At 37.1% G+C, this 20,748-nt stretch carries 20 protein-coding genes and 2 pseudogenes; 8 read left to right on the forward strand and 14 right to left on the reverse strand.

Features of this window, described 5'->3' with window-relative positions; translation table 11 throughout:
- Window positions 1–758 precede the first annotated feature (758 nt).
- A complete protein-coding gene (locus tag AC3WLU_RS22050; protein ID WP_411739847.1) occupies window positions 759–1,445 on the forward strand; it encodes an ArsR/SmtB family transcription factor in 687 nt (228 codons plus the stop codon).
- An 86-nt stretch (window positions 1,446–1,531) separates the two neighbouring features.
- On the opposite strand, the gene AC3WLU_RS22055 is transcribed toward AC3WLU_RS22050, so the two are convergent.
- The 4 genes from AC3WLU_RS22055 to AC3WLU_RS22070 form a co-directional block, all read right to left on the reverse strand.
- Window positions 1,532–2,416 carry a DMT family transporter gene (locus tag AC3WLU_RS22055; protein WP_463502545.1) on the reverse strand — a complete coding sequence of 295 codons (885 nt, stop codon included), beginning with the start codon at window positions 2,414–2,416 and terminating at the stop codon, window positions 1,532–1,534.
- A gap of 209 nt (window positions 2,417–2,625) precedes the next feature.
- Window positions 2,626–3,012, reverse strand: a complete 387-nt coding sequence (gloA2, locus tag AC3WLU_RS22060; protein WP_063576747.1) for an SMU1112c/YaeR family gloxylase I-like metalloprotein — start codon at window positions 3,010–3,012, stop codon at window positions 2,626–2,628.
- A 353-nt stretch (window positions 3,013–3,365) separates the two neighbouring features.
- A complete protein-coding gene (locus AC3WLU_RS22065) occupies window positions 3,366–3,578 on the reverse strand; it encodes a hypothetical protein (protein WP_187049169.1) in 213 nt (70 codons plus the stop codon).
- Between the two features lie 44 nt (window positions 3,579–3,622).
- A complete protein-coding gene (locus AC3WLU_RS22070; RefSeq protein WP_255294707.1) occupies window positions 3,623–3,745 on the reverse strand; it encodes a hypothetical protein in 123 nt (40 codons plus the stop codon).
- 473 nt (window positions 3,746–4,218) lie between these two features.
- Here AC3WLU_RS22070 and AC3WLU_RS22075 point away from each other — a divergent pair, with 473 nt between their 5' ends.
- Window positions 4,219–4,689: a DinB family protein gene (locus tag AC3WLU_RS22075; protein WP_191930299.1), complete on the forward strand. Its 471-nt coding sequence runs from the start codon at window positions 4,219–4,221 to the stop codon at window positions 4,687–4,689.
- 652 nt (window positions 4,690–5,341) lie between these two features.
- On the opposite strand, the gene AC3WLU_RS22080 is transcribed toward AC3WLU_RS22075, so the two are convergent.
- The 6 genes and pseudogenes from AC3WLU_RS22080 to AC3WLU_RS22105 form a co-directional block, all read right to left on the reverse strand.
- Window positions 5,342–5,764, reverse strand: a complete 423-nt coding sequence (locus AC3WLU_RS22080; protein WP_492597941.1) for a hypothetical protein — start codon at window positions 5,762–5,764, stop codon at window positions 5,342–5,344.
- Window positions 5,765–6,307: 543 nt separating this feature from the next.
- Window positions 6,308–6,370: pseudogene (locus AC3WLU_RS22085) on the reverse strand (hypothetical protein); the annotation flags it as partial.
- A gap of 35 nt (window positions 6,371–6,405) precedes the next feature.
- Window positions 6,406–6,561 carry a DUF1572 family protein gene (locus tag AC3WLU_RS22090; RefSeq protein ID WP_463503063.1) on the reverse strand — a complete coding sequence of 52 codons (156 nt, stop codon included), beginning with the start codon at window positions 6,559–6,561 and terminating at the stop codon, window positions 6,406–6,408.
- Between the two features lie 381 nt (window positions 6,562–6,942).
- Window positions 6,943–8,142, reverse strand: coding sequence for a C40 family peptidase (locus tag AC3WLU_RS22095; RefSeq protein ID WP_492597942.1), 1,200 nt, complete (start codon window positions 8,140–8,142; stop codon window positions 6,943–6,945).
- A gap of 852 nt (window positions 8,143–8,994) precedes the next feature.
- Window positions 8,995–9,738: an SDR family NAD(P)-dependent oxidoreductase gene (locus AC3WLU_RS22100; protein ID WP_492597943.1), complete on the reverse strand. Its 744-nt coding sequence runs from the start codon at window positions 9,736–9,738 to the stop codon at window positions 8,995–8,997.
- A gap of 51 nt (window positions 9,739–9,789) precedes the next feature.
- Window positions 9,790–10,541 (reverse strand): annotated as a pseudogene (locus tag AC3WLU_RS22105) (SDR family NAD(P)-dependent oxidoreductase).
- Between the two features lie 272 nt (window positions 10,542–10,813).
- On the opposite strand from AC3WLU_RS22105, the gene AC3WLU_RS22110 reads away from it, so the two are divergent.
- Window positions 10,814–11,953, forward strand: a complete 1,140-nt coding sequence (locus AC3WLU_RS22110; protein WP_145505051.1) for a LuxR C-terminal-related transcriptional regulator — start codon at window positions 10,814–10,816, stop codon at window positions 11,951–11,953.
- Window positions 11,954–12,056: 103 nt separating this feature from the next.
- Here the strand turns inward: AC3WLU_RS22110 and AC3WLU_RS22115 are convergent, their stop codons facing one another.
- The gene (locus tag AC3WLU_RS22115; RefSeq protein WP_413002010.1) at window positions 12,057–12,794 is read right to left on the reverse strand and encodes a TerC family protein; all 738 of its coding nucleotides are present in this window, start codon (window positions 12,792–12,794) and stop codon (window positions 12,057–12,059) included.
- 396 nt (window positions 12,795–13,190) lie between these two features.
- Here AC3WLU_RS22115 and AC3WLU_RS22120 point away from each other — a divergent pair, with 396 nt between their 5' ends.
- Window positions 13,191–13,370, forward strand: a complete 180-nt coding sequence (locus tag AC3WLU_RS22120) for an H-type small acid-soluble spore protein (protein ID WP_034313120.1) — start codon at window positions 13,191–13,193, stop codon at window positions 13,368–13,370.
- A gap of 260 nt (window positions 13,371–13,630) precedes the next feature.
- Here the strand turns inward: AC3WLU_RS22120 and AC3WLU_RS22125 are convergent, their stop codons facing one another.
- On the reverse strand, window positions 13,631–14,401 hold the full coding sequence (locus tag AC3WLU_RS22125) for a GH25 family lysozyme (RefSeq protein WP_492597944.1): 771 nt from the start codon (window positions 14,399–14,401) through the stop codon (window positions 13,631–13,633).
- Window positions 14,402–15,086: 685 nt separating this feature from the next.
- On the opposite strand from AC3WLU_RS22125, the gene abc-f reads away from it, so the two are divergent.
- A complete protein-coding gene (abc-f, locus tag AC3WLU_RS22130; RefSeq protein WP_413002005.1) occupies window positions 15,087–16,724 on the forward strand; it encodes a ribosomal protection-like ABC-F family protein in 1,638 nt (545 codons plus the stop codon).
- A gap of 583 nt (window positions 16,725–17,307) precedes the next feature.
- Entirely contained in the window at window positions 17,308–18,144 is an 837-nt protein-coding gene (locus AC3WLU_RS22135) for a DUF2935 domain-containing protein (RefSeq protein ID WP_106028409.1), read from the forward strand.
- Between the two features lie 93 nt (window positions 18,145–18,237).
- Here AC3WLU_RS22135 and AC3WLU_RS22140 read toward each other — a convergent pair whose 3' ends face one another.
- Entirely contained in the window at window positions 18,238–18,582 is a 345-nt protein-coding gene (locus AC3WLU_RS22140) for a hypothetical protein (protein WP_057276208.1), read from the reverse strand.
- Between the two features lie 343 nt (window positions 18,583–18,925).
- On the opposite strand from AC3WLU_RS22140, the gene AC3WLU_RS22145 reads away from it, so the two are divergent.
- On the forward strand, window positions 18,926–19,393 hold the full coding sequence (locus AC3WLU_RS22145) for a DUF2306 domain-containing protein (RefSeq protein WP_492597945.1): 468 nt from the start codon (window positions 18,926–18,928) through the stop codon (window positions 19,391–19,393).
- A gap of 21 nt (window positions 19,394–19,414) precedes the next feature.
- On the opposite strand, the gene AC3WLU_RS22150 is transcribed toward AC3WLU_RS22145, so the two are convergent.
- Complete coding sequence (locus AC3WLU_RS22150) at window positions 19,415–19,618, reverse strand: hypothetical protein (RefSeq protein ID WP_492597946.1); 204 nt, start codon at window positions 19,616–19,618, stop codon at window positions 19,415–19,417.
- Window positions 19,619–19,803: 185 nt separating this feature from the next.
- Between AC3WLU_RS22150 and mscL the strand changes: the two genes are divergently transcribed.
- The gene (mscL, locus tag AC3WLU_RS22155) at window positions 19,804–20,202 is read left to right on the forward strand and encodes a large conductance mechanosensitive channel protein MscL (protein WP_492597947.1); all 399 of its coding nucleotides are present in this window, start codon (window positions 19,804–19,806) and stop codon (window positions 20,200–20,202) included.
- Window positions 20,203–20,748: the final 546 nt, after the last annotated feature.

Genomic DNA, 20,748 nt, shown 5'->3' on the forward strand with positions numbered 1-20,748 from the left:
ATTCACAAAAGGGACTATTCACCGGTATTTATTCGGAAGACTATTAAGGAACGTTTACTGTTAGTGAACATGTACCAATGTATGCCTAATTTACAAAGAATATACTTCATTAAAAACCGCTTATCCAAAGGATAGACAGTCTTTCTTCTTTACAGTATTCTCTTTAGCCACTCCTGATTTCATAATCTCTCCCTAATAAAAAAAGCACCTAATTTAACGGATGCCCCCAATTTAACTCGTTCATTTCATCAATAAAATCCTTGTAGAAATGACTCAAGATGTAATGTGCTTGACACCTGGGGTTTACCCTTTCCCATTTCATTCTTATTTCTAGTTAGCCTAAAAACAGTTCTCCTGCTTCCAAATTAAAACCACAGTTAACCGTTTAAAAAAGTTATGTTAAAAAACGTTCACTAAAAGCAAAGACCATTAATTTCCTTCGATTGAGGATTAACTAGCATCTAAATAATTTATAGATGAATTTTTTGATTTTGGGCAGTCTCCTTGTTTCATATACATTGCTTTAATGCCAAGTTATCATTTCTGCATATATGCTCCGAAAAAATACGAAATAAACACTATCCACTTTTATTGTAGGGTTCTTTTTCAAATTTAATTAAAGCAGGAATCGTGAATATACCGAATATCCTGGGGAAGCGGTACTGTATAATGGAAGTATAAGTCTAGTTATTTTTAATGCTGATTAATTGGCGTTCAGCTTATTAACTAATCCATCGGCAGAAAGGTTGGTAACTATTTTGAGTATAAATCCAAATATGGTGGAGATAGCCTCCCTCCTAGGGGAAACGTCACGTGCAACAATACTTGCAAGTCTGCTGGATGGGCGTTTTCATACGGCAGGTGAATTAGCGTTGATGGCTGCAATAACCCCTCAAACTGCCAGCTTTCACCTTTCTAAGTTAGTGGAAGGAAACCTTGTTATAGTTGAAAAACAGGGACGACATCGCTATTATCAGCTAGCAAATGGAGAAATTGCGCACATTTTGGAATCGTTTCTTGCCATTTCCCCACCTCCTGAAGTTCGGTCGTTAAAACAATCAAGTCAGGTCAAAATGCTTCAGGAAGCCAGAACTTGCTATGATCATTTGGCAGGAAAACTAGGCGTCCAATTAACTGAATCGATGTTGAAAGCCGGATATTTGAAAAAAGAAGAGAGAGAGTTTACAGTTACACCCAAAGGAGATCATTTTTTTTCAGAATTCGGCATCGATTTACTTGATTTAAGAAGAAAACGCCGTTCATTTTCCCACTCATGTTTAGACTGGAGTGAACGTCACCATCATCTTGGCGGAGCTTTAGGGAATGGGATCCTTACCCATTTTTTTGATTTAGGCTGGATAGTCCGTGTTCCATCTATTCGCGCAGTAAAAGTCACACCTAAAGGGAAAGAAGGATTTAAAGAAGTTTTTTGCATAGAGGTATAATTTAATAATCCCTCATGATGAAAAAGAAAGGTTCTTTTTCACCATGAGGGACTTTCTGTCTTTAGCGGCTTAAATCCATGTGATTACTATAAAGCTCTTTTAACGAATTTATTTTCCTTTTGGAAATTGCTATTTACAAGATAGATGCCAATGATGATAAACAGTCCGCCAATTAAGAGTGAAGTGTATATCTGTTCACCTAATAGTGCCCACCCTGATAATACACCGAAGAAAGGTGCCAAAAATAAAAAGGCACTTGTTTTTCCGGGATCACTCTTTTGTAAAAGGTAATACCAAACAGCAAATTGCACGATCGATGACATGATACTTAACCATAATAAAATGAACAACGAATTCCCATTCAGTATGAAAAATGGTTTTTCAAGAATAAAGCTGCCAAGCAAAAGCAGTAAACCGCCAAAAAGCATCTGATAGGCAGATAATACCCATGTATCGGAAATCGCCCCCCATTTTTTCGCCAATAAAGTGGAAATCGCCCAGAAAACAGAAGAAAGAATGCCGAAAAGAATACCAACCTTAAATTCAAGTTGCGCGCCCATCGTTATCATTACTCCAACTAATCCTAATAAAACACCAATCCATTGATATAGTTTATAGCGTGTTTGTGAAAAGATCGTACCGAATACAACAACAAGCAACGGGTTCGTGAATGTAAGAATGGAGGATTCACTTGCTGTAATCGTGCGTAAACTCAGGAAAATGCACCCCATTACTCCGGCTGTTTGAAAAGTGCCGATAATGAGCATTTTTATCCAATCCCCTTTAGAGTTTGGGTGCGGTCTTTTTAAAAAGATTACGATTATCGCCATTATGAGTCCGGCAAGTGTGAAGCGTAATGCTGCTAATAATAATGGGGATGAATACGGTAGACCAATTTTAACTACTGCAAAAGAAGAACCCATCAAAAATGTCGTTAAAAGTATCAACACTGTAAATTTGTAAACATTCATTTTTTTATCTCCTGACATATTTAAATGACCAATCTACAGATAGTATAGCCGGTGATTATTTCAGCTCTCATCGAAATATGGAATACAAGTGGATCAAACTTAATGGTATCGACATATCATAGGGAATCTTCATAGTTTAATTGATATAAGTAACCTCTTTAATCGTATTCAACTTTGAAATCAACTTAAGAAATAGAGGTAACCTCACCCTATTTTTCATATATTTCAAGAGGCAAATCATCCGGATCACTAAAAAAAGTGAACCTTTTTCCTGTTAACTCATCAACACGGATTGGTTCGACTGGAATGTTTTCTTTTTCTAAATCTTCAATCGCTTGATTAATATCTTCCACTTCAAAAGCAAGATGTCTAAGCCCCCTAGCTTCAGGATAACTAGGACGATGCGGGGGATCAGGAAATGAGAACAATTCCAGCTGATATTCCCCTCCGACGATTAAGTCCAATTTATACGATTTCCTTTCTGACCGATATGTTTCCTTCTCGATATCACACCCTAAAATATTTACATAGAAGTTCTTTGACTTTTCATAATCGGAACAAATTATTGCTACATGATGTATTTTATTTACTTTCATTTGCTTCCTCCTTAAAAACATTGGTTATTTTCATCTGATTTTACCAAAGTTATACATATGCTTCCCTCGGACTCTACTGCACGATATGGTATTTTCATTTCCCTTTGACAGGTCCACCATTTAGATTAATTGCAGACATTAGAAAAGTTATATATTCATCATGGAAAATGCCAGGGCATACTGTTTGATTAATATTATTGTAATGGCGTATAAAAAAATAAAAAGCCCTGTTAGCTGAAATTCAGTAACATCAGGCTTTCAAGATCTAACCGGTAGAGTTTTTGCACTATCTATATATGATTTCGAACAAACTTTTATAAATCATACCCACTTTTTCCTGCATTGATTTCAAACTATTTTACAGCAGGAATTGTTTGTGGATGTTCAGTCATGAAATTTTCCTTACCCGATTTCAAGGTCATGAAAGCGATAAAACATACGACTCCGAATGAAACCAATAACCAAACAGCTCCATTAAACGATCCATCGAAAGCGTCTATGACAAAACCAATCGTTAAAGGAGCGATGAAGCCAGCCAATTGCATCTTTAAATTGACCACCCCCACTGCAACCTCCATTAGGGTGCAGTTCACTTCACGTATGCTTTTCTTTACCAGTTATTCGTTTTATCTAATAATTGATCAATATCAAATGCATCGAGATGAAATGGAATTGACTCTTCGGCAAGTTCTTCAGTAGCAAAAAGCAATTGGTCAATATCTATTATAGTCAAAAACAATTCCCCTCCCTTTTAATCACTTTACCCTTAAACATTACTTTAATAGTTAATTTTATTGAGGGTATCTTTATTCAGAAATTGTTTGGATCCTTTTATTTCTGAAATTTAAAGAATGAATAGCTCTTTATATGTAAATATTCATACACCAGAATACATTTCTAATAATTTCCATTATACCGCAAATGAAACTGTATAATTTTACAATTGTATAACAATTATCGTTTAGCATTTAACTTGTGTTTATCGAATTTTCAGTTGAGCCCAAAAAACCTCATGGGACTTTTTATTTTTGTAAGAATGCTAATAATATAGTTCTATAAGTAAAGCGATTCTTTATAAAAGATTGCTCCCTATTGCGGAACAAGAACCGGTTGAAATAAAGCTCATTTCAGGAAATTCAAACCATATTCTTTTCCGGTTTTTACTGGTATAATATGGATGATTTTGTTAGTGAGAGGGGAGAAAAGATGAATCAACTTGTATTTAAGCAATTTGAGATGACGAGAGAATACTTCATCAAGAATGTAGAGTCCATTTCTAAGGAACTAAACGATGTGCAGCCAGAAGGCTTTAATAACACAATTCATTGGCATACTGGTCACGTTTTGACAATTACAGAACAAACTATGTTTGGTTTCCCGAATGTAACAACCCATCTTCCCACGAATTATATAAAGTTGTTTGGGAATGGCACAAAACCAGCTGATTGGACAGGGAATATACCTGCTATGGATCAGCTGGTTGTACAGTTGAAAGATCAATTAACTCGTTTAAAGCAAATTCCTCCTGAACAGCTAGATCAAGATTTGGATACACCATTTCTAGGATGTAAGACTGTTGGAGAACTTGCAGGTTTAACATTAATGCATGAAGCGACTCATATGGGGCAAATTCAGGCAATGAAGCGGATGATTGAGCATGTAAGTCTCAAAAACTGAATTTAACAAAGTGTTATATTAAGATGAAAAAGCCAGTCTAATAAAACTGGTTTTTTCTTTTGTTTGTTATATTTTATACATCATTTTTTTCTACATAACACTCTCTATTTTCATTACTCCACAAACTATTCTTTCTTGAACACACTTAATCTACTTATTTTTATTAAGCTATTCTGCCCTTGGCTATAATTTATCTAAATGAGGTTTTCTACTATGTCAAAAAACAATCAACAGCAAAAAAATAGACACTCAACTATCTGTAGCAACCTTTACTGGTACTGAATTAGGACAAGAGCTTGCAAATATGTCCGCCATATCCATTAAGCGCAAAAATCAGCGCTCCACCAACAGAATGAAATTCGTGGAAAATCGTCCATACTCATTCTATGGCTGGGTGAGTAAGGCGATGAACTATGGTGCCAATAGAGCCCATTCGTTAGTCTGACACCAACGGCCTCGGTGCATCACAGACTGTCGCTCCCTTAAGGGGTTGACAATAAATAATGGATGATAACAATACCACCAGGCTCGGACCTTTTTTGGTGGATCTCATTAACTAGCTCACCTCGACAATAAACCCATGAGCTAGCCTGTTTTGTCCCTGATGATGTAGATGTACAAGAGTTCCCAGATTATCCTCTGAGGTTATTGTTTACTTTAAGGTATCCAATCCAAATTTAAAGAATGAGTTTAATCCATAAGCCACTGATTGAACCGTATTCGCATTATCCAATAGTGACTGTTTATTCTCCCCAGTTGGATTCTCTTTTGCACGTATGAAGGAGGCTTCCAGAGCTGACAACTTTTGTTTCAACTCATTGATTTGCTCTTGGACTGAACCCTTAATTGCAGTAGCTTCCCTAAAGCACTGTTTACCTTTTGGACTAATCGTTGCTCTGCTTATCTTCCCAGTTGTACTCTTTTTGATAGCTATGAGCTTCTTGTTCGCAAGTATCACTAACTCAGCCCTTACCACTTCAAGATTTTTATCGTACTTTTCAGCAATTTTACTTACACATCTTTCTCTATTGCATTCCTCAAGGAAAGAAAGTATTTGCTTTTGTAGATGATTCATATTGGTTTCTCCTCTTAAGTTTGTTTCCATTTGCAAGAATTATAAAGTTTCTTTCTACCTTTTCTTTAAAGTTTGCATACCATAAAACCCCAAAACACATATATTGTTTTTTTCGTATTTTCTCTTACAAAAAAACACCTTTAATTTATCATAGGAACCACAGAATCTAATATAAAACTACAGAAACTAACAAATGTTTTTTAAATATTCAATCAATCGCACAAAAATTGGAAGTATACGCATTCATAACGTAAGGGAAAGAACGAGACAAGCATTGTTTAAGGATATAGGGACAAGAGGATCAAAGCCATTCGATTGCGGGAAGTATTAGGCTCAACAACTCGAAGAGTAAGAAAAACAGCTGCTATGTTAACCGAAATCGATGAATATAGGAAAAGGATCTAATCATCTCACCAAGAAAAGCTGGTGGCAAGAAATTATGAAAGTAAATAAAAATATCCATATGGATTATACCAAGATAAAATTCTCTGGCACCCGTTAAGAAAACAGTTTTTTTCTGAAGTATATTTCAAATTAGGATTTTCAATCCTTTTCCCAAACAATAGTTAGCTCGGATTTTGAAGATATATCTTCTATAAATTCTTCATCACGATTTCTATATCCCTTTTCTCCGTCTGAAGTTAAAAAGTCATTCCACCTTGTGAAATCATATTTCCACTCAAATGCTTTACTATTACCGCAACAGACTCTATTTTAAGAGTCCCATGTATTTTCCTTTCGGATAATTGATTTACCGTTTTATCTCCAAGGCTTTTTACACTTTTAAATCTTTCGATTAATCTTTAATATTCGTTTCCAATATCACAGTCAGTTCCTTCTAAAAATAGCATTTTGAAAATTTTACCACAACCATTAAAATAAAGTTTTCTTCAACTAACTGCCCATTTAGTTCATTAAGAAAAACAGTACAACTTTTTTCTAATCCACAATTTCGATTCTTATTGCAGTTAAAACACCTATTAATATCCAATAAAACTTAACAACTTTCATTTTCTTTTCATTTGTATATTCCACAAAACTTTTGCCCTTTTTAAGCCATTAAACCCCCCTCAAGATAGTAGTTGTAACATCGTTTGTTCGTGATCTTGTTACACTGCCTACCTTAAGGGGATAATATGACTAGAAAATCCAAGTATTCTAACTCTCTCGTGTCTATATTAGTCCATATTGATTTGAACTTGCCCAAAACTTTCGAACTTCTTATTAAAATCACTTGAAGTAAGGTCAGATATATGAACACCAGTATTCCTTGTTGTATGAATAAAACGACCATCCCCTAGATAAATACCGACGTGAGTTATCTCTTGACTTAAGTCTGTATCGCTAAAAAATACTAAGTCCCCTGCCTTTGGATCTCTGAGTTTCGGCAGCAAGGAATAGTAGTCCGCTGCCGAACCCCGTTTAAGGGAAATGCCCTGCTCCTTCATGGCCCAATAGATAAAACCGCTGCAATCCATTCCAATCATCGGATCATATTCTCCGAAAACATAGGTAAATCCACGTAGAGTATAAGCATACTTTATGACATCATAAGCTTTATCATACGAAGCCTCTTGATTTGCATAAAATGGATACAAGGGACTGCTGTATATTTGAAGATACTGTCCCTGCATCAAGCTATCAGTTGGTAACGCGTTACGCTTTTTGATTGTATCCACCGATACACCGTAATTATCCGAGATACTTTTAAGTGTTTCATTATTTTGAACGACATGCTCTCCTTTTGGTGTATACGTTTTATACTCGGCTTGGTATTGTGCAAAATATTTTTCCATGGTAGATCTCACCTGAACTGTCTCCGCTCCGTATCCAGAATTAACGAACTGATTTCCCCCCAGATAGATCCCAGCAGTCACGACTTTTGAACTCCCCTTTTCCAGAAAAAATATAACATCTCCAGCCTTAGGAGTATTTGTATCCATTCCTTGCTTATAATAGCCTTCAACTGACAAACGGTCGATAGGCACCTTTTGCCGGGAGAGTACCCAATGAATCAATCCGCTAGAATCAAACCCTTTGTAAGGTGTCTCTTGTCCAGCCGTTTTTTTAAATCCTGTAAAAGTTTTCGCGTAATTCCCAATTTGTTTCCCTCTCTCTGACCACTGATAGTTCGAAGGAGTATAAGCATTTTGAATGGTTAACTTCTGGCCAATATATAACTTACCATCCGGTAAACCATTCATATCCATCAATTGCTCTGTCGATATATCATAGATCGCTGCAATCGATTCTACCGTTTCTTGAGAGGATACAGTATGCACTTGATCTGCTGCTTCAACTTTTAAGCCAGATAAAAAAGTAAAACTAACCATGCCTAGTAATAAAAACAACATACTACCTAATATTCTTTTCGCCATTTAACCCTTCCTTTATCATACAGATTTTGTTCCTTCCTATTGAAATTATGTAATAAATTATCAACTGTATAACTTTAACATAAAAATACTATTAATTGGATTCACTTCCACTTTCATCATTGAACTAACCTTCTCTTTTGTTTATACTTTTGCGATATTAATATAAGGCCATTTTGTAAAAAATGCCCCTTCGCAAAAGTGTCTTTTACGAAATACGCTATTAAGCTAATTATAGGCTCAACAATAAAAATGATCTGACGCGAAATACAAAAAGCTCAGTTCCAAAGTAAGAAAGAACTGAGTTCAGACTGTAGACGAACTCGCTGAAGAACAAGTTTGTCTCAATTTTTATAAAACCTTGAACGTCGCTTGGAACATAGGGCACTCGTTTTTCGCGGGGGGTCCGCCCTCGACGTGCTTTTCCCGCAGGAGTCTAGCACACACGCTCCAATCAACTCTGTTTTGAATTTTAGATAAAACCCCCTTTTTTCCCTCGGACGTATATAAAATTATATAGTGAATATCTATAAAGCGACCAATCTAGACCGCAAACAAATTATCCGTTTGGCCTTATTTTTCACTGCACATTCAAAAAAGTAGAAAAGTTTCCTCCATAAACATAAAAATTACTGAATTCCCTCTCCCCTGCAACTGCTTGTATCGTTTCTTCTTCCAAGGAAATGTTTTTAGCATTCCCAGGTACTTTTTTATAATATGCAAAAAAAGAGCCCTCCAGCAGAGTTGAGTAATCTAACACCACTCATCTTACGGAAGAAGCTCCATTTCACATGCAATTATCACATCTAACGATTTTCCTGATTGATAGAACCAGCTATTAACCCTTACACGGTTTTATACTGCCGTATAACCGCCGTCGACAATTAGGCTAGTGCCAGTAACAAATGATGCATCGTCACTTGCAAGGAAGAGAACGGCTTTGGCCACTTCTTCCGCTCTGCCTAAACGGCCGATTGGATGTAAATCGATCAAACCTTGTCTTATTTCACCTTGTGCTTCGGCAATAAGTGGAGTATCAATATATCCAGGGCAAACTGCATTGACACGAATGCCATCTTTCGCATAAGTCGCACCTAATGTTTGTGTTAATAGTTTGACCCCGCCTTTAGCAGCAGAATAGGCTGTTACCCCCGGTTTCCCTGCATGGCTATGGATGGAGCCTGTATTGACAATGGCGCCGCCAGTAGATTGTTTTTGCATTTGCTCTATCGCATATTTATCGGATAGGAAGACACCGGATAAATTAATATCAATCGTTTTTTGCCATTGTTCATAGCTTAACTCATGGATGTTTCCGTCTTTGGCAATTCCTGCGTTTGCAAACATGATATCCAGTTTTCCATATTTGTTAACCGTCTCTTCGATCATATTCTTTACGTCATTTTCATTCGTCACGTCAGTTTTAACAAAAAGAGTATCATACCCTTTTCCATTTAACTCTTCTGACACCGCTTGTCCATGATCAGCAAAATCGGCAATGACCACCTTTGCTCCTTCTTCTGCAAATAATTGAGCCGTACTTGCTCCAATCCCGCTTGCTCCCCCTGTTACGATTGCCACTTTATTTTCTAATCTCATATCTAAACACTCCTTAGTTTTAGTTACTACTACCCGCTAGAAAGTCAGGTTTTAGCGAGCAGTCGCTCCGCCGTCTATCACAAATTCAGTACCCGTCGTATAGGAAGATTCGTCCGAGGCAATGAAAAGCACTGTATTCGCCACATGATTGACGCTGCCCAGATGTCCCAACGGGAGCTCTTTACCCCATTCATCTTTTGAACTGACCGTTTGTTCAGAAGCATAGTCCACCATCCCGGTATGGATATATCCTGGATGAATCGAGTTCACACGTACCCCTTTTGAAGCATACTCGGGTGGCAGCATCTTTAGTCATTGTCCGGACCGCTCCCTTGCTTGCACCGTATAGTACATGACCAGGGGAGCCAATCAAGCCTGCAATGGAGGAAGCGTTTATGACCGAACCTTTATTTTGTTTCGCCATCAGTGGCATAATGTGTTTCATTCCCAAGAATACACCTGTCACGTTTATCGACATGAGGCGATTCCATTCCTCCAGTTCAATCTCCGCAACCGGTTTAATGATATAAATACCCGCATTGTTGAACAGAACATCCACCTTATCAAAAGTTTCGATCGTTTCCTTTGCAACCCTTTTCCAATCTTCTTCATTGCTGACATCATGACGGATGAATAGGGCCCCACCGCCGATTGCCTGAATGTCTTTCACAGCTTGATCACCGGATTCCTGGTTGATGTCAGTGATGACGATTTTTGCTCCTCCCTAGCAAATAACAAAGCTGTTTCTTTCCCTATTCCTGTACCCCCGCCTGTAATAATTGCACTTTGTTTTCAAGTCTCATCATATTACCAGATCTCCTTTTCCTATTTCCTACAGATCCCTTGAGCACCAGAAATCTCCATCCCTAGAGGTTCTCCCTTGACGATCATTCTTATACAAACAAAAAGCTGATGACAATGTTGAAATAAAATGGCCATCAAATAGCTTCATTCTGTGTTCATACATTTATTTTACTCCTTACAATTTGAATTACTATCCTATAAAGTGATGTATAATAATAGGGTTAGTTCCCCCTTTTTATAGGGAATTTTGTTTTTAGGAGAAGGAATTCACATGGCTCATCACTTTCATGCATATGAAGAAATAACATTTCAGCAATTCATATTATTCATTAAAAGTCATAACAAACGGATTGAAGAAAATATCAATATTCATTTGAATCTAGAACCCTTCATATTAGAACCTGAACGTAAGATGATACAAACATTACTGGAATCATTTTTACTATTTTTATCCGCTCCAAATATCGAGGACGTAAAAGACACATACGAAGAGCACATGGATACATGGCTACAATCATATTTACCCCTTTTAAATGATAAACATTTCAGCATGTTCCGATTGATCTTTGAAAAGTCAATCGTTACCTCATTGGTAAACCTGAAACATGCCCAAACCCTTTCTATTCTTATGTTCTTATTATCCATTTTCTCTCATCTCATCCATAGCTATAACAAGTGGACAGGCGACGAACCGGAGCAACACCACAAAACCAAACAAGAGCATACAGAACTTAAAAGACTGCAGCTACTGGACCAATTGGATGAACTTTTAATTATCTCAACAGGATTTAAGGATTTTGCTTTTATCCTAAAAAAATGTGAGGAGTTCTTTAACTATAAAAGATGTGTTTTTTATGCTTATATTCCTTGGTCCAATCAATTTCACGGCACCATTGGATCCGAGCTGTTAAAAGTTCAGAGTATGAGGGGACACATCAGCTCCAAGCAATCCATGGTATTCAATTCAAAAAAGCCGGTATTTATAAAGAATCCCCATATTTACATTAAAGAGGAACATATACAGCTATTTAATCTTTCATCTGTCATTTTTGTACCGATTGTTCATGACCAGCAAGTGTTCGGCTGGCTGACCTTTGATCAATTAGGAGAGGAATTCGATTATTCAATGGATGAAATGACTTTACTTGAACAAGTCGGAAAACGGCTCGGTTTATATTTATCAAGAAAGGATGATGAGGTATCAATTGGTACCGACATACAATTGACCGAACGGGAAGCCATGATTTTAAATTTGCTGGCTGAGGGTTATAACAATAAAAAAATGGCCGAATTGCTGCAATTAAGCGAGCACACCGTTAGAGATTATGTAAGCAGTTTAATGACAAAGTTTAAAGCCAAGAACCGTACACAGGCAGTCGTTTATGGTTTTCGGTTAGGCCTATTGAAGTAAATTATTTACCGAATCTATTAAGAACCAAAAAAAGACCGAAAAATCTTTTTCGATCTTTTTAAAATTTTCATTTATTACAAAAGAATATATACTTAATTTACCTTCACTTTTTTTTCACTGTTTTTCCAGATAAAAACCATCCGCCTATAGCGATAAGAAGCATGACTGACCAAAAGATTATATTCCAAACCGGTCCTTCAACAAAATCGTGAGAGATAATGTGCACGGCTGGATGTGCAAGGGTATGCATTAATAACTTAACCCCTACCCAACCAACGATTAACATGGCTGCCGTTTCGAGGCTAGGCCGCTCCGTCAGTACCTTAACGAAGTATCCTGCCGCAAACCGGATGACGATTAAACCTGCAATGGCCCCTAATAAAATAACAATGAATTTTGCCCCATCCATTCCTCCTATTTCCCCCATTGGCGTATCTGGCAAGGCAATGACTAGAGCGACTGCAGCTAAAATGGAATCAATAGCAAAAGCAATATCAGCCAATGCAATTTGCGCAACGGTCATCCGGTAGCTTTTCCCTTTTTTTTCTTTTTCTCCCTGATCCCTTTTTAATAAATGCTTTAATGAGATGAAAATCAGATATGCAGCCCCAATGGCTTGAACTTGCCAAACATGGAAAAGGTACGAAATGATGAAGATTGCACCAATCCTAAATATAAAAGCCAAAAGCAACCCAATATTAATCGCTTTTTTTTGCTGTTCTTTTGGTAAATGCTTTGACATTATGGCTAAAACCAATGCATTATCAGCAGATAATAAACCTTCTAAAAAAATTAGAATAATTAACACCCAGCCATATTCCAATAATAACGATAGTTCCATGATACCCCCCTAAAAGCATGTAAAAGAATGCGTATATGACTTCAAACCCAACAACACTTTCTCCTCCAATATTGTCCCATCTTCTCTTCTTCCTTATTCAATCCTCAATTAGCTTACTCCCTATTTAAAGTAAAGCATCCGTCAGCTCTATAATATTCTTTTATGCTTAGACTTCATTCCAATTAGGAAAAGTTAGGATTTATATCTTCCAACATTCCAGTTGTTAATAATCCCCATATTTTCATACAAGCTTAATTAAAAAAAGAGCTACGGCGGATCAAATGGAAAGGTAAACATCACTGTTCCTTATATGATTTAGTTGCAACATTAATCAAATGAATAAAATCAAGGATTTCCCTAAATAATAGGAAGACTAATTAACAGGGAGGGATTTATATGGATGCTAAGCGTGTAAAGCAGATTCTTTCGTCTTCATCTGACATTGAGGTTAGATATAATGGCACTTCAGTTTGGATTGATAATTTAAATGAAGATGGAAGAACAGCTACAGTACATCTAAGAGGCCCATTAGAGGAAAGATCAGACGTAGCAATAGACGAACTTAAAGAAATATAATATCCATTAAAATAAGCTCCTCCTTAATAAGAAGAGCCAGTTTGTCTACAGTAAATTAAGGATTTTTACAAATTGTACGTTGATCTACTCTCCAGGCATTCGCTTTCCGCGGGCGTTCCGGGAAGCCTCCTCGGCGCCTTTGCGCCTTTGGGGTCTCCCCCTGGACTCGCTTTTCCCGCAGGAGTCTCGCACACCCGCTCCCCCTACTTGTTTTGACCTTTTGAAAGAACCCATACCCCTCGTATTAAAAATTCCTTTACTCATTTCAACCTTAATTTTTGGCCGATATAAATTTTGTCTGGGTTTTTAATTCCATTTAGACTGACAAGCGATTTTACGGTTGTTTTATGTTTTTTTGCAATGAAGCTAAGTGTGTCGCCTTTTTTTACAGTATAAGTTGAGATTGTTTCAGTTTTCAATGCACGTGGTTCGTCAGTCCTAACAGTATTTATGCTATTTGTAAAATCCCTATAGGCTATATTCAAATCTACCTTTGTGCTGATCCCACTTACCTTACCTGAATCAGAATGCTGCCAAATGTCCGTGCTGCGTCCCAACGTCCTGTTGTATCTGGCAATCCAAAAAGCGTAATTCTTCAACCTTGATTCATCTAAATCATTTTCGAGAAAGTATTTACCAGTATACAGCATAGCCGTGTATCCAGCTTTTTCTATGGCTGCTAAAAAAGCGATTGCGGCATCGGTCAGCGTTTTTTTATTTGCCTTTTTTTTATTTTCCTCAAGATCAAGAACAACAGGGTAATTTAAAGCAAACGAGCTGATTGAATCTAAAAAATAAGCTGCCTCAGCCTTTGCTTCTGCAACAGTTGCAAACTTTGCATAATGATAGGCCCCGACTTTCAATCCCGCTGCCAATGCTAGTGGTGCATTTTCTTTGAAATAGGATAGCTTAGAATAACTCGTTCCCTCTGTTGCTTTAATGAAAACGAACTTCACGCCTGCCTTTGCAACTTCCCCCCAATTTATAGCACCTTGCCAATGTGAAACATCGATTCCCTTGATATATTCCATATTAAAGTCCTCCTTAAGGAAATAACCCTATGGGGGTAAATGTTTTATGATTTTAACATATCCCTTAAAAAAACATCATATAGTGAAAACTGCAGGCTGGTTGCCCACTGCCCACCTTATAATAAGATATTTGATTGGGTTAAAACAATTTTAAATCTTTAAATTTGGCTCTTTTCGTAAAGATTGTTGTTTTTAAAACGAAACTATTTAAGGTTGATTGGAGCGGAAGTGCGAGACTCCTGCGGGAGCAGCGGGACAGGTGAGACCAGGCGTTTACGCCGAAGGAGGCTCACCGCCCGCACCAAGGAAAGCGAGCATCTGGAGGGGAAATCAACCACAACTCACTACCTGGTAAATAGCAATAAAGTATGTGAAAACAGCCTTAAATTTAGATTGAAAGCTAGTATTATGCAGTTTCCTTTTGTTTTCAAAGATTATTTTATGCTATACTGATTTTATTAATATCAGAAGGGATGATGGGTGGCCGATGATTAACTAATCTTATTTTTAAAATTTGAAATCGCATATTTCAAATCATACAAAATAGGATTAGTCTGCCCATTTTCTATAAATAATAGAGCTATCGTGAAAATAGCTCTTATTTGATAATGCACAGGTACGACTAATCCTTCCATATGAACTGGGAGGATTTTTTTATTCTCCCTTAAAGAGAGGGATGGATTATATGAAAGAACTTTTAAAATTAGCCAATATTAGTTATGAAGTATTGGACCAGAACATTTTTGAAAAAGTTAATGCTACAGGTCAACAAGGCGAGATCATCGGCATCATTGGTAAAAATGGTGCCGGAAAATCTACGTTGTTGCAATTAATCAATAATGATTTAGAGCCTGCACATGGACAAATCCAATGGCTGCAGCAAGACGTGAACGTTTTTATGGTTGAACAAGAAGTCGAGTCCCATTCTTCAGAAGATAAGACGCCTTCAGAAGTTAAATTACTTGATAAAATGCATGTACCAAGCCATGACTTCCGACAATTAAGCGGGGGAGAAAAACTGAAAGCCCGGTTAGCAAAAGGACTTTCTAAAGATGCTGACCTTTTACTATTAGATGAACCGACGAACCACCTTGATGAGGAAAGTTTAGAATTCCTCAAAGGACAAATTAAAAATTATGGAGGTACCATCATTTTTGTTTCGCACGATCGTTATTTTTTGGATGCTGTAGCAACGAAAATTTGGTCGATTGAAGATAAAAAGCTAATTGAGCACAGAGGGAATTATTCCAGTTATATGGAGGTTCGCAAACAGAAAAGACTTACACAACAACGTGAATATGAAAAACAGCAAAAAATGGTTGAACGGATTGAGGGACAAATGAAAGAAATCACTTCTTGGTCAAAAAAAGCCCATTCCCAATCGACCAAAAAGGAAGGAATTAAGGAATACTATCGCGTAAAAGCAAAGCGCATGGATGCACAGGTAAAGTCTAAACAAAAGCGTCTTGAAAAAGAGCTTGAAAAAGCAAAAACTGAACCTGTTGAACCAGAATACACTGTACGCTTTTCAATTAATGCAAAAAACAAGATGGGAAAACGTTTTTTGGAAGTTAAGAATTTAACTAAGTCTTTTAACGGTCGAACACTATTTAAAAACGTCAATTTCACGATTCAACATGGTGAGAAGGTTTCCATAATAGGTCCCAATGGCAGCGGAAAGACGACATTATTAAAAATAATCCTTGGACATGAAACTTATGCGGGCGATGTATGGATTTCACCATCTGCAAAAATAGGCTATTTGACGCAGGAAGTGTTTGATTTGCCACTTGAACTAACACCCGCCCAGCTATTTCATAAAGAAACTTTCGAATCTAGAGGGCACGTTCAAACTTTAATGAAGCATTTAGGCTTCACGGTATCTCATTGGACAGAACCCATTAAGAATATGAGTATGGGTGAGCGAGTGAAATGTAAGTTAATGGAATATATATTAGAGGAAAAAGATGTGCTCATTTTGGATGAACCGACAAATCACCTGGACTTAGCTTCACGGGAACAACTTGAGGATACTTTAGCACAGTACACCGGAACGCTACTCGTCGTTTCGCATGATCGATATTTTCTCGAAAAAACGACAAGCAGCAAACTCGTCATTTCAAATAATCGGATACAAAAGCAATTGTATGAATCACCCTTAAAAAGAGATGATCTGGAAGAACTGCGATTAACGCTTGAAACAGAAAGACAAGAAGTTTTAGGAAAGCTTAGCTTTATGACTCCAAACGATAAAGCGTACACAGAACTCGACCAAAAATTTAATGAGCTTACGAAAAAAATAAATGAACTTGCTGACAAATGACTACCAACTGTAACTTATTGAAACTTATTGAAACTTATTGAAACTGATAAATTAAATGTAGAAACCCTTAGAATGATTTAAGTCTAAGGGTTTTTTAGATAGGCTCTTTTCGTAATGATTGTTGTTTTTAAACGAAACTATTTAAGGTTGATTGGAGCGGAAGTGCGAAACTCCTGCGGGAGCAGCGGGACAGGTGAGACCCCACAGGCGTTTACGCCGAGGAGGCTCACCGCCCGCACCAAGGAAAGCGAGCATCTGGAGGGGAAATCAACCACAACTCACTACCTGGTATATTGCAACAAAGTATGGGAAAACAGCCTTTAGATAAGACACTCAAATCGTCCAGGATTTTTTGTACACCCCACAGTTCGAAATCCATTTCCCCTCCTTTATACTCTCTTACTTTTCTTCAAGAACATGGATGAATCACGGTATTTTTCCTACAAGAGAAAACAAAAGGACTCATTGGTTTGAGATGTTAAAAGGATATCGGTAATGATAGGATTTGCAATTCGAACAGAATAATAATGCCCCCTCGTTAATATGCTTTTAATGATGGATTTGTTAAAAGGGGGCATTAGTTATGAGTGAGAACACACAGGAAGCCAATATGAGGAATAACTCGGGAATGTTTGTTGCACGCTCTTTAGATGAGATTCGTTTTTGGTCAAGAATAATGAAGGAACACTCGTTATTTCTAAGACTGGGTTTTAGATGTGAAGATACACAGTTAATTGAGGAAGCTAATCAATTTTATCATTTGTTTGAACGGATAGAACAGCAATCCCATTCATTAACAAATCAAGCTGATCCCGAACAGATCAGGAGATTTAACACGGAGGTGCAGCAAGCTGCTACAGGCATATTTTTATTTAAAAGAAAAGTATTGGGATTAATACTAACGTGTAAATTGCCTGGTGCGAACAATTTCCCGCTATTAGTTGACCATACAAGCAGGGAAGCCAATTATTTTAGAAAACGATTAAAAGAATTAAATGAGGGTAAATTGAAACCTCTTGCAGATGCGATCATCAAAGAAAATGTTTTCTTTTTAAGAATCATGGCGGATCATGCAAAATTCATCGGACATCTCCTTGATCCATCGGAAAGAAAGCTGGTGGATATGGCGCGAAACTTCAGTAATGATTTTGATCAATTAGTCTTTCAAGCTGTTGACTTAGAGTCCATGAAACCGCAATCACAAACCGCCCCTCTTTTGGATCAATTTCTAGATCAGAACCGTGTTTCCGTCGTATCACTTCGAGACTTTAAGAAAACGGCCAGGGATTTAATCGAAGAATGCAAAATCAAGAGCATTATCCATCCACTTCTGGCTGATCACGTTTTCCGTGAGGCCGAACGGTTCCTTGAAATTATCGATATGTTTGAATCCCACCTTACAGGTGAAACATACAATTAATTAGAGGTTTTTATAAAATTGCTATTATGGATTAATATATTCAAATAAAATTGGCCCTTCTCGATATAGAGAAGGGCTTTGATATGTAAAAGGTTAAGATTGGGAGTTCACCAATGTTTCAAGTTTCTCTTTATCAGAAACAGAAATCCATGGTAAATCCTGATTGACTTCATTAATACCAGGTTGGATAACGCGGCTATTTAAGAGGTCACAAATACACTCATTTATTAATTGGATATCCTGGTCTGATATTTTTCGGTTATATGCAGCGGCTCCTGTTTGTTTGGTTATCCCCCCTATCAAGCCTCTTTGATTTAAAGAACTTCTGATCACTTCTCTGATAGCCTCTATACTAGTCAACGGAAATACATCAAGGTGCTTAACAATCATCCTAAAAATATCCTCTTTAGATAAATCCTGTTCAATATGTTGTCGCAATTATTCCACCCCCATTTGTCAAAATATTCTCCAAATGAAACGTAAAATCCTCCTTTTTCCCTAAAAAGGACGATACAATTCCCTTTTGTGTACCGCACTGACCCTTTATTCCAAATATAGAAATTAACACATAAAAACCAGATTCACTGACGATTTTCCGCAACAAATGCAGCGCCTGACCGTTTTGCAAAGGATGCTTCATTGTATGGAAACTCATCCGCCCTAACCAAATTGATTTCTTCTTTGAAAATTAACATTCATATTTTTGGTAAATATTTGTATTATAATAAAATAGATATTTAATTTGTTACATTTTGATAAAGATTATTTAACGAAGGGAAGGTTGCTTATCTTTAAGACCATTCTGTTCATTCACATTTGTGCTGGAGCAATATGTCTTATTAGTGGAATAGGTGCTATGTCTTCAAAGAAAAAAAGAGGTATGCATACAATTTGCGGTGAAATTTATCACAGTGCATATGTTGTAGTCTTTGTCTCATCCCTGACTATGGCAATATTGAATTGGGAAAGCAGCGCATATTTATTTTTCATTGGAATATTTTCATATTCTTTCGCATTTATAGGCTATGTAGCTGGTAAGAAGAAATGGAAAAACTGGATTGCCTCTCATATTAGCGGGATGCTCGGTTCCTATATCGCTATTTGTACAGCAATTCTTGTAGTAAATGTATCCAATATAACTATCTTGAATGAATGGAACCCATTAATTTTTTGGTTTCTTCCAAGCATTATAGGTTCTCCTCTGATATTGTTGGTTGGAAAGAAGTATAAAAAATCCAATTCGATCTAAGTTCAGTCCAAATACCCCCTATTAACAAAAACCATTTAACAAATCCCAAAACAAAAAACCCTTCTCAATTAAGAGAAGGGCTTTTAACAATGGAGGAGTACCACTTAGGGGGTAGTACAATAATATAATTATCGCCAAACGAATACATTTATATTCACCCCCTTCCTCAAGTTGGTAAAAACGGCCTTGCGTGACATTGAAAAATGACGCCATAGTCGTTCCCATTCTGCCCTCCCAACGTTTTATCTCCTTTGATCGGAGTGTCGTGATTGGCATTATATTAACGGATTCAAATGATTAAAAGGTTGGATGGTCCTATCTTTGGTATTAAGGATGCCTCTTACACTATTCAATTTTCACCATGTTTCTGATATGCTTTTATCAATTGACAAAAGAAAGGTGTAGTTACGATGATAAAGGAATTCAGGGAGTTTATTACCAAAGGAAACGTTCTCGATCTTGCGATAGCTGTAGTAATGGGTGCTGCTTTTGGGAAGATCGTTTCATCACTAGTCGAAAATATTATCACACCGCTAGTTGGAATTATATTAGGGGGGATCAATGTTTCTTCGTTAACCATTAAAGTTGGAAACGCAGTTCTTAAATACGGTATATTTGTCCAAGCTGTGATTGATTTCTTGATCATTTCATTTGCGATTTTCATGTTTATGAAGGTAGCGAATTCTCTTATTAGAAAAAAACAAGCTAAAGAGGAAGAGGTATTGGAAGCGGTACCGGCATCCGAGCAATATTTAAAGGAAATCCGTGATCTATTACAAAAAAATGCACGGCAGGATGAAACATCGTAAGTATATACTGAATCAGTGAAAGTTTAGATAGCCAAAAATTCACTATAGAATAAGATAAAGCCCCTCTTAATGGAGAGGGGCTCATACTGTAGACAAACTCGATGAAAATTGAGTTTGTCTATTTTTATGACTTGTATAATTTGGACGTTTATTGGAACGTAGGGCACTCGCTTTCCGCGGGAGATCGGGGAGCCACCTCGGCTTTCGCCTGCGGGGTCTTCCCTAGACGCGGTTTTCCCGCAAGAGTCTCGAACACCCGCTCCAATCAACTTTGTCTTACCTTTTAGATAGAACAGAACACTTTTGCCTAGAGTCATTTTTGTTTTAAAATAGAAGTATTAAAACCTGAGGTGTTGAGGTTGTTTTCTAAACATGATTCTATTCAGCAAGAGTAGACGGGGTTTTATACCTCATCCATTCCCCCAATTATAGCGCACACTACTAAACTGACAATTAAATCCAAATGCTCACACCTTTTCATTCATGAAACAAACAATCTATTACCTTCTTAGAATGAATGTAACATACAATTAATTCACCCATTCT

The organism is Peribacillus sp. FW305-BF15 (assembly GCF_058783805.1).

What these genes read in the sequence shown, in the direction of transcription:
- AC3WLU_RS22150 (WP_492597946.1), bottom strand. Translation starts at nt 19,618, where the DNA reads ATGGGAACGACTATGGCGTCATTTTTCAATGTCACGCAAGGCCGTTTT.
- AC3WLU_RS22115 (WP_413002010.1), bottom strand. Translation starts at nt 12,794, where the DNA reads ATGGAACTATCGTTATTATTGGAATATGGCTGGGTGTTAATTATTCTA.
- mscL (WP_492597947.1), top strand. Translation starts at nt 19,804, where the DNA reads ATGATAAAGGAATTCAGGGAGTTTATTACCAAAGGAAACGTTCTCGAT.
- AC3WLU_RS22095 (WP_492597942.1), bottom strand. Translation starts at nt 8,142, where the DNA reads ATGGCGAAAAGAATATTAGGTAGTATGTTGTTTTTATTACTAGGCATG.
- AC3WLU_RS22080 (WP_492597941.1), bottom strand. Translation starts at nt 5,764, where the DNA reads ATGAATCATCTACAAAAGCAAATACTTTCTTTCCTTGAGGAATGCAAT.
- AC3WLU_RS22075 (WP_191930299.1), top strand. Translation starts at nt 4,219, where the DNA reads ATGAATCAACTTGTATTTAAGCAATTTGAGATGACGAGAGAATACTTC.
- AC3WLU_RS22055 (WP_463502545.1), bottom strand. Translation starts at nt 2,416, where the DNA reads ATGAATGTTTACAAATTTACAGTGTTGATACTTTTAACGACATTTTTG.
- AC3WLU_RS22120 (WP_034313120.1), top strand. Translation starts at nt 13,191, where the DNA reads ATGGATGCTAAGCGTGTAAAGCAGATTCTTTCGTCTTCATCTGACATT.
- gloA2 (WP_063576747.1), bottom strand. Translation starts at nt 3,012, where the DNA reads ATGAAAGTAAATAAAATACATCATGTAGCAATAATTTGTTCCGATTAT.
- AC3WLU_RS22110 (WP_145505051.1), top strand. Translation starts at nt 10,814, where the DNA reads ATGGCTCATCACTTTCATGCATATGAAGAAATAACATTTCAGCAATTC.
- AC3WLU_RS22135 (WP_106028409.1), top strand. Translation starts at nt 17,308, where the DNA reads ATGAGTGAGAACACACAGGAAGCCAATATGAGGAATAACTCGGGAATG.
- abc-f (WP_413002005.1), top strand. Translation starts at nt 15,087, where the DNA reads ATGAAAGAACTTTTAAAATTAGCCAATATTAGTTATGAAGTATTGGAC.
- AC3WLU_RS22100 (WP_492597943.1), bottom strand. Translation starts at nt 9,738, where the DNA reads ATGAGATTAGAAAATAAAGTGGCAATCGTAACAGGGGGAGCAAGCGGG.
- AC3WLU_RS22125 (WP_492597944.1), bottom strand. Translation starts at nt 14,401, where the DNA reads ATGGAATATATCAAGGGAATCGATGTTTCACATTGGCAAGGTGCTATA.